The organism is Micromonospora craniellae (genome assembly GCF_014764405.1).
Taxonomy (GTDB): Bacteria; Actinomycetota; Actinomycetes; order Mycobacteriales; family Micromonosporaceae; genus Micromonospora; species Micromonospora craniellae.
On the sequence record NZ_CP061725.1, the window covers coordinates 4732654 to 4744764 of the forward strand.

The 12111-nt window shown below is 72.9% G+C and carries 10 protein-coding genes; 7 read left to right on the top strand and 3 right to left on the bottom strand.

The window, feature by feature from the left end; translation table 11 throughout:
* Window positions 1–4: 4 nt before the first annotated feature.
* Window positions 5–211: a hypothetical protein gene (locus ID554_RS21530; RefSeq protein ID WP_117230950.1), complete on the top strand. Its 207-nt coding sequence runs from the start codon at window positions 5–7 to the stop codon at window positions 209–211.
* A 64-nt stretch (window positions 212–275) separates the two neighbouring features.
* Window positions 276–1436: an ATP-dependent DNA ligase gene (locus tag ID554_RS21535; protein ID WP_223884179.1), complete on the top strand. Its 1161-nt coding sequence runs from the start codon at window positions 276–278 to the stop codon at window positions 1434–1436.
* 100 nt (window positions 1437–1536) lie between these two features.
* Here ID554_RS21535 and ID554_RS21540 read toward each other — a convergent pair whose 3' ends face one another.
* The gene (locus tag ID554_RS21540) at window positions 1537–2358 is read right to left on the bottom strand and encodes an SURF1 family cytochrome oxidase biogenesis protein (protein ID WP_223884180.1); all 822 of its coding nucleotides are present in this window, start codon (window positions 2356–2358) and stop codon (window positions 1537–1539) included.
* 235 nt (window positions 2359–2593) lie between these two features.
* Between ID554_RS21540 and ID554_RS21545 the strand changes: the two genes are divergently transcribed.
* Window positions 2594–4048: a cobyrinate a,c-diamide synthase gene (locus ID554_RS21545; protein ID WP_117230951.1), complete on the top strand. Its 1455-nt coding sequence runs from the start codon at window positions 2594–2596 to the stop codon at window positions 4046–4048.
* 24 nt (window positions 4049–4072) lie between these two features.
* On the opposite strand, the gene ID554_RS21550 is transcribed toward ID554_RS21545, so the two are convergent.
* Window positions 4073–6205: a transglycosylase domain-containing protein gene (locus tag ID554_RS21550; RefSeq protein ID WP_117230952.1), complete on the bottom strand. Its 2133-nt coding sequence runs from the start codon at window positions 6203–6205 to the stop codon at window positions 4073–4075.
* 121 nt (window positions 6206–6326) lie between these two features.
* Here ID554_RS21550 and cobC point away from each other — a divergent pair, with 121 nt between their 5' ends.
* Genes cobC through cobA form a run of 3 tightly spaced genes read left to right on the top strand, consistent with a single transcriptional unit; the run spans window position 6327 to window position 9720 of the window.
* A complete protein-coding gene (gene cobC / locus ID554_RS21555) occupies window positions 6327–7400 on the top strand; it encodes an Rv2231c family pyridoxal phosphate-dependent protein CobC (protein ID WP_117230953.1) in 1074 nt (357 codons plus the stop codon).
* Complete coding sequence (gene cobT, locus ID554_RS21560) at window positions 7400–8482, top strand: nicotinate-nucleotide--dimethylbenzimidazole phosphoribosyltransferase (RefSeq protein WP_117230960.1); 1083 nt, start codon at window positions 7400–7402, stop codon at window positions 8480–8482. Before cobC ends, cobT begins: the two co-directional genes overlap by 1 nt.
* Window positions 8479–9720 (top strand): uroporphyrinogen-III C-methyltransferase, encoded by a 1242-nt coding sequence (gene cobA, locus ID554_RS21565; RefSeq protein ID WP_117230954.1) that lies wholly within the window; start codon window positions 8479–8481, stop codon window positions 9718–9720. Before cobT ends, cobA begins: the two co-directional genes overlap by 4 nt.
* Window positions 9721–10108: 388 nt before the next feature.
* On the opposite strand, the gene ID554_RS21570 is transcribed toward cobA, so the two are convergent.
* Entirely contained in the window at window positions 10109–10678 is a 570-nt protein-coding gene (locus ID554_RS21570; protein WP_117230955.1) for a hypothetical protein, read from the bottom strand.
* A 153-nt stretch (window positions 10679–10831) separates the two neighbouring features.
* On the opposite strand from ID554_RS21570, the gene ID554_RS21575 reads away from it, so the two are divergent.
* The gene (locus ID554_RS21575; protein ID WP_117230052.1) at window positions 10832–11989 is read left to right on the top strand and encodes an ISAs1 family transposase; all 1158 of its coding nucleotides are present in this window, start codon (window positions 10832–10834) and stop codon (window positions 11987–11989) included.
* Window positions 11990–12111: the final 122 nt, after the last annotated feature.

Here is a 12111-nt window from a genome sequence, read left to right on the forward strand (position 1 = left end):
GAACATGCGTACGAACGAGGTGATGGCCCGTCTGGAGGCCGCCGTCAGCGCTCTGGGGGACGTCGACGTCTCCGCGTGGCCCGAGGCCACGCTCAAGGAACAGCTCGCCGAGCTGTCCGCCGCTCTGGTCGCCGTGGACGCGTCGTTGTCCCGCATCGCCGAGGAGGTCCGCGCGCGCGGCCTGCGGGTCGAGGAGCCGGTCCCGGCCTGACCCGGCCGGAGCAGCTCAGTCGCAGGCGACGCCCGCTGTCGGGGGTGGCTGGCAGGATGAGGTGGTGCGTTTCCTCGACCTGGCTGCCACCTCCGCGGCCGTCGGTGCCGTCAGTGGCCGACGGGCCAAGGTCGAGCTGCTCGCCGACGCCCTGCGCCGGCTCGATCCGGAGGAGGTGGCGGCGGGGGCCGGCTGGCTCGCGGGCGAGCTGCGCCAGCGACAGACCGGGGTCGGCTGGGCCGCGTTGCGCGATCTGCCGCCACCGGCGGCCGAGCCGACGCTGACCGTGGCCGGGGTCGACGCGGCGATCGACGGGATCGCGGCGGTGCGCGGCGCGGGATCGCAGGCCCGCCGTCGTGATCTGGTCGCCGCGCTCTACACCGCCGCCACCGCCGAGGAACAGCGCGTGTTGACCGGCCTGTTTCTCGGCGAGCTGCGTCAGGGCGCGCAGGCCGGGCTGCTGGCCGACGCCATCGCCCGGGCCGCCGAGGTGCCGGTCGGCGCGGTACGCCGGGCCCTGCTGCTCGCCGGTGACCTGCGGGCGGTCGCGGTGGCCGCGCTCGACGGCGGTGCCCCGGCGCTGGCCGAGTTCGGGTTACGGGTCGGGCGACCGCTGGCCCCGATGCTGGCGCAGAGCGCCGCCACGGTCGACGAGGCGCTCACCGCCACCGGCACCCCCGCCGTGGTCGACGTGAAGCTGGACGGCATCCGCATCCAGGCGCACCGCAGCGGCGACGACATCGCCGTGTTCACCCGCAGCCTCGACGAGATCACCGGCCGGGTGCCCGAGGTGGTCGCCGCCGTCCGCGCCCTGCCCGCCCGGGAACTGGTGCTCGACGGGGAGGCGATCGGGCTGGACGCCACCGGCCGCCCGTTGCCGTTCCAGCAGACGTCGAGCGCCGCCGCCCGCCGGGCAACCGGGGCACCGGTCGCCCCGGCGGTACGCGCCGCCGCCGCGCGGACCGGCGAGACCGTGCTCACGCCGTACTTCTTCGATCTGCTGCACCTCGACGGCGCGGATCTGATCGACCTGCCCGGCCGCGAACGGTGGGCCACGCTCGCCGCCACGGTCGACGCGTCGGTGCTGGTCGGGCGGATCGAGGTGGACGGGCCGGAGCAGGCCGGCGCGGCGTTCGCCGCCGCGCTCGACGCCGGTCAGGAGGGCGTCGTGGTGAAGTCGCGGGGTGGCGCTCCGGTTCGCCCGGGTGGTCCGCTACCGCGATGACAAGACCGCCGCCGAGGCCGACACCATCGACGCGGTACGCGCCGTCCACGCCGGTCGTCCGGGCGGCTGACCGCTGCCGGCCGCGCGGGCGGCTGACCGCTCAGGCGGAGGTGCTCGGGGCGGGGTCGGCGGCCCGGTCGCGGGGACGGTCCTCGTCGGTCACGCCGGCCAGCCGACGGGCCTCCCGGCGGGCGATCCAGCCGTAGCCGAACAGCGTCATCGCCGCGAAGATCCACCACTGCACGACGTACCCGAGGTTCTGCCAGTTGTTGGCGTGCCCCACCGGCACCGCCCGGAAGGCCGGGTCGGCGGCCGGGTTCTGCTCGTCGAGCAGCACGTACGCCCCGTGCACCGGGTACGGCATCTGCTCGGCGAGCTGCGGCACGGCGACGCGGCGGGTCTCCAGCCGGCCCTCCCGCCGGGCCACGTTGCCGGCACCGCTCTCGCTGGCGTGCACCCGGCCCTCGACGGTCACCTCGCCGGGCGGCGCCGCCGGCACCTCGGGCTGGGCCATCGCCCCGCCCGGCGCCGGTGGGATCCAGCCCCGGTTGACCAGGACGGCGGTGCCGTCGGCCAGCACCAGCGGGGTGAGCACCTCGAAGCCGACCCTGCTCTCCACCGTCCGGCCCCGGACGAGGACCACGTTGTCGGCGTCGTACCGGCCGGTCGCGATCACCCGGATGAAGGTGCGGTCGTCGGCCGGTGCCGGGCCGGCGCTGCCGGGGCCACCGGTCGGCGCGGGCACCGCCTCGCGCAGCGGCACCGGGTCCATCCGCAGCCCGGCGTCGATGCGTTCGTTGACCGCCGTCCGGCCGTGATAGCGGTCCAGTTGCCAGTTGCCGAGCATCACCATGACCGTGGCGAGGACCAGGGCCAGCGCGAGGATGCCCAGCCAGCGTGGCGTCAGCAGGAACCGGTACACGCCACGAGGCTACCCGTATGACCGTCACCACTGCGTCGCCCCGCCCGTCGACGTGACGGCCGGGAAGGGCCGATCGACGACGGAGCGTGTCGGTGTCGGGGCGGTCCGCTCCGGTCGGGCGGATCGAAGCGGATCGGGGCGGCGGGCGGCGCCTACGGGCGACCGACGTGGGCTATCGTCACGCGCACGGGGCGCGCCGACGGTCGGCACGCTCGCCGCCCGCGAGGAGTCGATGATGACCGTCGTGCCGCGTCTGGTGCTCAGTGCCCCCTCGTCGGGGCACGGCAAGAACGCGCTGGCGATCGGCATCCTCGCCGCGCTCGCCGACCGTGGCCTCGACGTGGCCGGGTTCAAGATCGGCCCGGATCCGGTCGACGCCGCCTACCTCGGGCTCGCCGCCGGCCGACCCGGGCGCTCCCTGGACCCTCGGCTGATGGGCACCGGCCGGCTCGCGCCGCTGCTGCTGCACGGTGCGGCCGACACCGGGCTCGCCGTGGTGCAGGGCAGCATGGGCCTGTACGACAGCCTCACCGGGCGCTGCGAGACCGAGTCCACCGCAGCGGTCGCCACCGCCCTGCGCAGCCCGGTCGTGCTGGTGGTCGACGTCGCCGCGATGGGCCAGTCGGTGGCCGCTCTGGTGCACGGCTTCCGGGCGTACGACGAGCAGCTCTGGATCGGCGGCGTGATCCTCAACCGGGTCGCCTCCGCCCGGCACGAGACGCTGCTGCGCGAGGCGCTCGACGACATCGGCGTACCCGTCTACGGCGCGCTGCGCCGCCAGGACCTGCCCGCCGTACTGCCGAGCCGCCGACACGGGGTGATGCCGGTGCTGGAGAACGGCGGCGAGGCCGCCCGGGCGGTCCGCCGACTCGGTGAGGCGGTGGCCGCCACCGTCGACCTGGAACGGCTGCTCGGGCTGGCCCGGTCCGCCCCCGAACTCGCGGTGCCGCCGTGGTCGCCGCACCCGGAGGCGGCCGCCCCGCCGGTGCCGGCCGGTGCCGGACGGCCGTTGGTCGCGGTGGCCGGTGGACCGGGCGGCAGCTTCAGCCACGCCGAGGCCGTCGAGCTGCTGCGCGCCGCCGGCGCCGACGTGGTGACGCTCGACCCGTTCGTCGACGAGGTGCTGCCGGTCGGCACCCGGGCGCTGGTGGTCGGCGGCGCGCTGCCCGAGTCGTACGCTGAGCAGCTCTCGGCCAACCGGCGGCTCTGCATCGCGGTGGCCGAACTGGCCCGTATCGGCCGGCCGGTGGTCACCGAGGGCGCCGGGCTGCTCTGGCTGGCCCGGGAACTCGACGGGTTGCCGATGTGCGGGGTGCTCGACGCGATCGGCAGCATCCGGGACGGCCTGGTCGTGGGCTACCGCGAGGCAACCGCCCAGAGCGACAGTGTGGTGGCGACCCGGGGCGAGGTGGTGACCGGGCACAAGGACCACCGTGCGGTGCTCAACCCCCGGGGTGGGCCGCGTCCGGCGTGGAGCTGGCCGGGCGGCGCGGCGGAGGGCTTCGTCTGGCGCGGTGTGCACGCCTCCCAGCTCGTCCCGCACTGGGCCGCGTACCCGCGGATCGCCGCGCGCCTGGTGGCCGCCGCGGCGGCCGAACCGGCCGCGATCCCGGCCGGTCCCGACCTGGGCGTACCGGTCGCGCCCGCCGGCGTGGTGGCGGCCGAACCGGCCGCCGGAGCGCCGGCCTGAGCCGCGCTCCGGCCGCACCGGGAGTCAGCCGACTATGCGGTCCGACGGTGGTACGAAGTCCCGCGTGGGTGTGCTCTTGAGCGCGTCGCGGAGGGTGTTCGAGACCGCCGCGATCGGGATCTGCGACTGGCCGTCGCCGACCGCGTTGAACGGGTTGTCCGGGTCGGAGATGAAGCTGGCCGCCGCCAGTTCCGGGGTGTAGCCGACGAACCAGGCCGATCGGGTGCTGTCCGTGGTACCCGTCTTGCCGGCCACCGGACGGCCCACCGTGCCGCGCACGCTGTCCGCGGTCGACCAGCCACCACAGCTGCCCTTGGCCGGGGTGTCGCCGGTGGGGCAGCGGGCGGCGTCGGTCGCGGCCCGCGCGGCGTCGGCGCTGACCACCTGGCGGCAGCGCGGCTTGGCGATCTCGCGTTCGATGCCGCCCGGGGTGGTGAACGTCGCGGGCGTGCCGTCCCGGTTGTAGATGGCGTTCACCGGGATCGCCTCGCAGTAGCGCCCGTCGGCGGCGATCGCGGCGTACGCGTTGGCCATCTCCAGCGGGGTGGCGTCGGAGACACCGAGCGTGAACGCGCCCCACTTGTTCGCCTTCGCCGGTGAGGCGTGGTCCCGGTCCACGTCGGTACGCCAGCGCAGCCCCAACTGCTCGGCGAGCCGGACGGCCCGCTCCGCACCGACCTGCTCCTCCAGCCAGACGAAGTAGGTGTTCACCGACTTGCCGAAGCCGGACCACATGGTCTGCGTACCGCTCATCGCGCCGCTGGCGTTCGACGGCTGCCAGCCGTCGTAGATCTCGGAGCGGTAGCTGTGCGGCGCGTTGAAGGTGGTGTTCAGCGTCATGCCGGCGTCCAGCGCGGCCAGCATGGGGAACATCTTGAACGTCGAGCCGGCCTGGTAGCCCGGCAGGTCGCCGCCGCCCATCAGCGGCGCCACCGTGTTCGGGTAGTTGGCCCGCACGTTCGGGCCCGCCTCGGGATTGGAGCTGAGCGGGTTCTCGTTCACCTCCAGCGAGTAGGTGCGGTTCACCGCCATCGCCTTCACCCGGCCGGTGCCGGGCTCGGAGACCACGATGCCGTTGGCGAACGGGCTGCCGGTGTTGCCCTCGGTGCCGACGTTCTTCTCCGCCGCCGCCTGGACCTTCGGATCCATGCTGAGCACGATGCGGTAGCCGCCCCGCCGCAGCTTGTCCAACCGTTCGAGGCGGTTCTTCCCGAACGCGGGTTGGGCGCTCCACCAGTTCTTCAGGTAGTCGCAGAGGAAGCCCCAGCTGTTCCACTTCTCGGGTACGGCGGCGCAGTCGTGGGGCGGATAGGTCAGCCGTAGCTGGATCGGTTCGCCCCTGGCCGCCTCGGCGGCCTTCGGCGACAGGTAGCCCAACCGCGCCATGTTGTCGAGCACGTAGTTGCGCCGCGCGGTGGCGTCCTTCTGGTCGGAGCTGGCCGGGTCGTACTGCGACGGGGACTTCACCAGGCCGGCGAGGGTGGCAGCCTCGACCGGGGTGAGTTCCTTCGGCGTCTTGGAGAAGAAGATCTCGCTGGCGGCGTAGATGCCGTACGCCCGATGACCGAAGTACGCCGAGTTGAGGTAACGCTCCAGGATCTCCTCCTTGCTCAGCTCCTTCTCCAGGTCGACCGCCATCCGCATCTCCCTGACCTTGCGGATCGGGGTCTGCGCGGTGGCCTCCTGCACCTCCTTGGGCGTGGTCGCGCTGTCCCGCAGTGCCATCCGGACGTACTGCATGGTCAACGTGGAGGCACCCTGGGAGACGCCGCTGGAGCGGGCGTTGGCCACGAAGGCGCGGGCGACGCCCTTCGGGTCGACGCCGTGGTGCTGGTAGAAGCGGTTGTCCTCGGCGGCGACGATCGCCTGCTGCATGTGCGGCGAGACGTCGGCCAGCTTGGTGTACTGCCGGTACTCCTCGAAGAACATGGTCAGCACGGTCTTGCCGTCGGGCGCGTACAGGTAGGAGGTCTCGGCGGGCAGGGCGGTGGCCAGCAGGCGGGTCTTGCTCTCCACGGCGTGCGCGGTGGCCTTGGCACCGAGCCCGGTCACGGCGACCACGGGGTACGCGGCGGCGGCGACGATGACGCCGGCGATCAGCCCGGCGCGGAGGAGAGGAAGGAGTCGACCTGCGGCGGCAAGGGGTCGATTACTCACACCGATAAGTTATGACATTTCCGATTCGTACATGGGAAATACTCATGAAGTGATCAGTGGTGATGCGGAGCACGCCAAGGGCTGCTGTCGCCCGCGCCGCCTTCCCGGCAGGATCGCGGTCATGCTCACCGGAGCGCCCCATCCGACACCCGAACCCGACCTCGCTCACCACGGTGACGCGGAGGTCGGCGACGGCCTGGTCGACCTCGCCGTCAACGTCCGGCGCGCTCCGATGCCGGCCTGGCTGGCCGACCCCGTCAGAGCGTCCCTGGACGACCTCGCCGGATACCCGGACCCGCGTCCGGCCCGCGCCGCCGTCGCCGCGCGGCACCGCCGCCCGGCGGACGAGGTACTGCTCACCGCCGGTGCCGCCGAGGGCTTCGTGCTGCTCGCCCAGGCGCTGCGCGGCGTACGCCGACCGGTGGTGGTGCACCCGCAGTTCACCGAACCGGAGGCCGCGCTGCGGGCCGCCGGGCACACCGTGGAGCGGGTCCTGCTCGACGCGGCCGACGACTTCCGGCTGCACACGGACCGGATCCCGGCCGACGCCGACCTCGTCATGATCGGCAACCCGACCAACCCCACCTCGGTCCTGCACCCCGCCGCCGACCTGGCCGCTCTGGCCCGCCCCGGCCGGGTACTGGTGATCGACGAGGCGTTCGCCGACACCTCCGCCGCGCCCGGCGTACCCGGCGAACCCGAGTCGCTGGCCGCCCGCCGTGACCTGCCCGGGCTGCTGGTCGTGCGCAGCCTCACCAAGACCTGGGGACTGGCCGGACTCCGGATCGGCTACCTGCTCGGCGAGGCGGCACTGTTGGAGCGTTTGGCCGCCGTACAGCCGCTCTGGGCGGTCGCCACCCCCGCCCTGGCCGCCGCGTCCGCCTGCGCCACCCCCGTCGCGGTCCAGGCCGAACGCGCCATCGCCGCACAACTCGCCGACGAACGCGCGTACCTGGTCCATCGGATGTCGGCCCTGCCGGGCGTACGCGTCGCCGGCCGCCCGGCCAGCGCCTTCGTCCTGGTGCACCGGCCCGGGGCCGACCGGCTCCGCGTCGACCTGCGGGAACGCGGCTGGGCGGTACGCCGGGGCGACACCTTCCCCGGACTCGGGCCAGACTGGCTGCGGATCGCCGTACGGGACCGGGCGACCACCGACGCGTTCATCGAGGTGCTGGCGGAGATCCTGGAGGCATGATGCTGGAGACCACCATCGCGGCGATCGGCCCGCTCGACGAGCCGGCGATGACCGCGGCCCGCCAGTTGCAGGCCCGGATGACCAAGCCGGCCGGCTCGCTCGGCACCCTGGAGGACCTGTCCGTACGCCTCGCCGGCCTGGCCGGCACCTGCCCGCCGCCGCTGCCGTCCCCGGCCGCGGTGGCGATCTTCGCCGGGGACCACGGTGTGCACGCCCAGCGGGTCAGCCCCTGGCCGCAGGAGGTCACCGGACAGATGGTCGGCAACTTCCTGGCCGGCGGCGCCGTGGTCAACGCGTTCGCCCGGCAGGCCGACGCCTCGGTCACCGTGGTCGACGTCGGCGTGGCCGCCCCGCTGCCCGCCCCCGAGCCGACCGACGCGGACGGCAACAACGGGCTGCCCCGACTGGTCACCGCTCCCGTACGCCGAGGCACCCGGGACCTCACCGTCACCGCCGCGCTGACCCGCGAGGAGGTCGCGACGGCGATCGAGGTCGGCATCCGAACCGCCGGGGAACTGATCGACGCGGGCGCGAGAATCCTGCTCACCGGTGACATGGGCATCGGCAACACCACGCCGGCAGCCGCGCTGATCGCCGCCTTCACCGGGGTCGACGCCGCCGAGGCGACCGGCCGGGGCACCGGCGTCGACGACCCGACGTACCAGCACAAGATCGAGGTGGTGCGCGCCGCGCTGCGCCGGCACGCCCCCGACCCCGACGACCCGCTGGGAGTGCTCGCGTCAGTCGGCGGGCTGGAGCACGCCGCGCTGACCGGGTTCGTGCTCGGCGCCGCCGCGCGGCGCGTACCGGTGCTGCTGGACGGCGTGATCGCGGTCTCCGCCGCGCTCGCCGCAGCGGCCCTCGCCCCCGACGCGGTGGGTGCGATGATCGCCGGTCACCGCTCCGCCGAGCCGGGCGCCGCCGTCGCGCTGCGCCGACTCGGCCTCGACCCGCTGATCGACCTCGGCCTGCGGTTGGGCGAGGGCACCGGCGCCCTGCTGGCCCTGCCCGTGGTCACCGGCGCGGCCCGGGTCCTGCACGAGGTCGCCACCTTCGACGCCGCCGGGGTGGCCGAGAAGTGACCGTTAACCCCTATCCGCTCGGACTACGGTTGGCCGGCCTCCCGGTGGTCGTGGTGGGCGGGGGAGCGGTGGCTACCCGCCGCGTACCCGCCCTGCTCGACGCGGGCGCGGACGTGCTGCTGGTGACGCCCGAGATCAGTCCGGCACTGCGCGCCCACGCCGACGCCGGACGGCTGCGCTGGGCAGCGCGCCGTTTCGTCCCCGAGGACCTCGACGGCGCCTGGCTGGTGCAGGTCGCCATCGACGACCCGATCGCCGCAGCCTCGGTCAGCGTCGCCGCCGCCGAGCGCCGGATCTTCTGCGTACGCGCCGACGACCGGGAGGCGGCGACCGCCTGGACCCCGGCGGTGACCCGGCACGGCCCGGTCACCGTGGGCGTCCTCGGCGGCGGCGACCCCCACCGCGCGATGACCGTCCGAGACGCCATCCGCACCCTGCTTCAGGCAAGGAAGGGCACCTTATTAACGCCTCCGGTAGAGGAAGGGCCCCTTGTTAACACCGGAACTGCTCGGGGCGGCGAGGTCGCCCTGGTCGGCGCCGGGCCGGGCGACGCCGAACTGATCACCCTGAAGGGATGGCGGCTGCTCACCGAGGCCGACGTCGTGGTCGCCGATCGGCTGGTGCCCGGGCTACTGCTGGACGAACTGCGCTCCGGCGTGGAACTGGTGGACGCGTCCAAGATCCCGTACGGCCCGTCCCGCACTCAGGAGGAGATCAACCGGATCCTGGTCGACCGTGCGCTGGCCGGGTCCGTCGTGGTCCGGCTCAAAGGCGGCGACCCGTACGTCTTCGGCCGGGGCGGCGAGGAACTGCTGGCGTGCGCCGAGGCCGGCGTACCGGTGACCGTGGTGCCCGGCGTGACCAGCTCCATCGCCGCCCCCGCAGCGGCCGGCGTCCCGGTCACCCACCGGGGCGTGGCCCACGAGTTCACCGTGGTGTCCGGCCACGTCGCCCCCGACTCGCCGGACTCACTGGTGCGTTGGGAGGCCCTGGCCGGTCTCCGGGGCACACTGGTGATCCTGATGGGGCTGAAGAACCTGCCGGCGATCACCGCCACCCTGCTGGCACACGGCCGACCGGCCGACACCCCGGCGGCCGTGGTCCAGGAAGCCACCACCGGCGCGCAGCGGATCGTACGCAGCACGCTCGGCGAGGTCGCCGCCGCCGTGGCCGACGCGGGGTTACGCCCACCCGCCGTGGTCGTCCTCGGTGACGTCGTGACCGTCCTCGACCTGTGAATGCGGCTGGCCGGCACCCGAGTGGGTGCCGGCCAGCAGGTCGGCGTGCAGGTCGCCTCTCGGCGAGTGGCGCGACGCGGCTCCAGCCGAACGGTATTCCGCGACGGCAATTTAGGTGAGGCCCGGGGACACTGGATCACACCGACGCTCAATACAACCACCCTCCGCCCCGCGTTGTTCCCCGTCCGCGAGGGTTCGATGTTTCGGTGTAAGGAGGGGTCCCCTGCTATCGCCTGGTGTAGAGGAAGGGACCCTTCCTAACATCCCACCGCGCAGCATGCCGCTCGCGGTGCGTGCGGTGCGTGGAGACGCCGCTGGCCGGCACCCCGGGTACGGGTGCCGGCCGACGGCGTTCTTGCTCCCCCAATGGTGCGAGGAAAGTCTCGGGTCAGCTGTTCCAGTGCTCGGCGACCAGGTCAGCGGCCTGCTGCTCCCACTGCGCATAGTGGTCCGGGAACGCCGACACCTGCACCGCCTGCGCCGCCACCGTCAACGGCATCTCCTCCCAACCGTCGACCTGCTTCAAACCCTTCAAAAACGCCAGCGTCGAGTACTCCGGGTCGGTGATCTGCTCCACCGTGCCCCACCCACTCGACGGACGCTGCTGGAACAGACCCTGCGAGTCGTGATCGTTACGGTCACCCAGATGACCCAGATTCTCCAACTTCGACTCCTGCAACGCGGTACCGATCGCGACCACCGCGGCACGCTCACCCATGCCGACCTTCTTCGTCGCCACGACGATCGCCTTCACGTTGCCGGTCTGCTCGTCCGAGAGGTCGATGCGGGACTGGGCGCCCTGCACACCATGCGGCATCAACTTCCCGGTGTCCGGCTTGTCCGCCTGAACGGCGGCGACCGGGGACGTGGTGACGGAAATCGCCTCGGCCTGCGTCATCGGACCGGCGAACACACCACCAGCAAACGCCAGACCAGCAACACCCCAGGGCGTTCGCAAGGTAGTGAGATGACCGGATTGCCGATTGTGGGGTAGTCACGCCGGTTCCGGCGGGTACGTGAGAGAGCGCGGCCTTCTGGTGATCATTCAGGTGTCTAGACTGGATGATCGAGGAAGACCGCGCTCGTGGAAGCATCATTGTTGATCGGCGGGTTGTCCGCACGCCTGGGTGGCGTGTCGCCGTTGTCGGAGCGGGACACGCCGGGGTTGCTGCAGGTCCTTGCCGAGGTGCCGGACCCGCGTGATGCCCGGGGTCGGATCTATGCGCTGCCGGGGCTGCTCGCGATGGCGATCGCGGCGGTGCTCTCGGGATCCAGCCGGGTCGTGGAGATCGTCGAGTGGGCTGCGGATCTGCCGGACGCGGTGTGGGACCGTCTCGGCGCGGCCCGCGACGCCTTGACCGGGGCCCGGCGGGTGCCTGATGACGGCACGCTGGGCCGGGTGCTGGCCGGCATCGACGCCGACGCGTTGGATGCCGCGGTGTGTCGCTGGCTGCTCGGCCGGGCCGGTGTGACCGGGCGGGGTCGGCGGGTGATCGCCGTTGACGGCAAGACGCTGCGTGGCAGCGGCCCGGCCGGGTCTCAGGCGCACCTGCTGGCCGCGTTGGACCAGGCCGAGCAGATCGTCCTGGCGCAGATCGACGTTAATGGGAAGACGAATGAGATCAGCCGGTTCCAGCCGTTGCTCGACGGTCTGGACCTGGCCGGGGCGGTCATCACGGCGGACGCGCTGCACACCCAGCGCGAGCATGCCCGCTGGCTGGTCGAGGACAAACACGCCGGATACGTCTTCGTCGTCAAGCGCAATCAGCCACGGCTCTACCGACAGGTCAAGGCCCTGCCCTGGGGGAAGATCCCCGCCCTGGACGCCACCCGTGAGCGCGGGCACGGCCGCTACGACATCCGGGAGTTGCAGGCGGTCACCTGTCTGGGGCCGCTCGCGCTGGACTTCCCACACGCGGCCCAGGCCCTGCGTATCCGGCGCCGCCGACACAACCCGGCCACCGGACGTTGGTCCACCGTCACCGTGTACGCGATCACCAGCCTGACCGCAGCCGCGGCCGGTCCCGCTGACCTGGCCGACTGGCTACGCGGACACTGGGCCATCGAGGTCCTTCACCATATTCGCGACACCACCTACCGCGAGGACGCCAGCCGGCTACGCACAGGCAACGCGCCTCGCGCCCTGGCCACCCTTCGCAACACCGCGATCAGCCTCCTCCGCCTCAACGGCGCCACCTCGATCGCAGCAACCCTGCGCCGAAACAGCCGAGATCCATACCGATCCCTACAAATACTCGGACTCACCTAGAACGGACATACCTCGACCTTGCGAACGCCCTGAGCAACACCCAGAACACTCTTACGCAACAGCTTCGAGTTCATCACAAGCTCCATTCGGGGGTAGACGCCACCCAGGGGAGACAAGGGCGA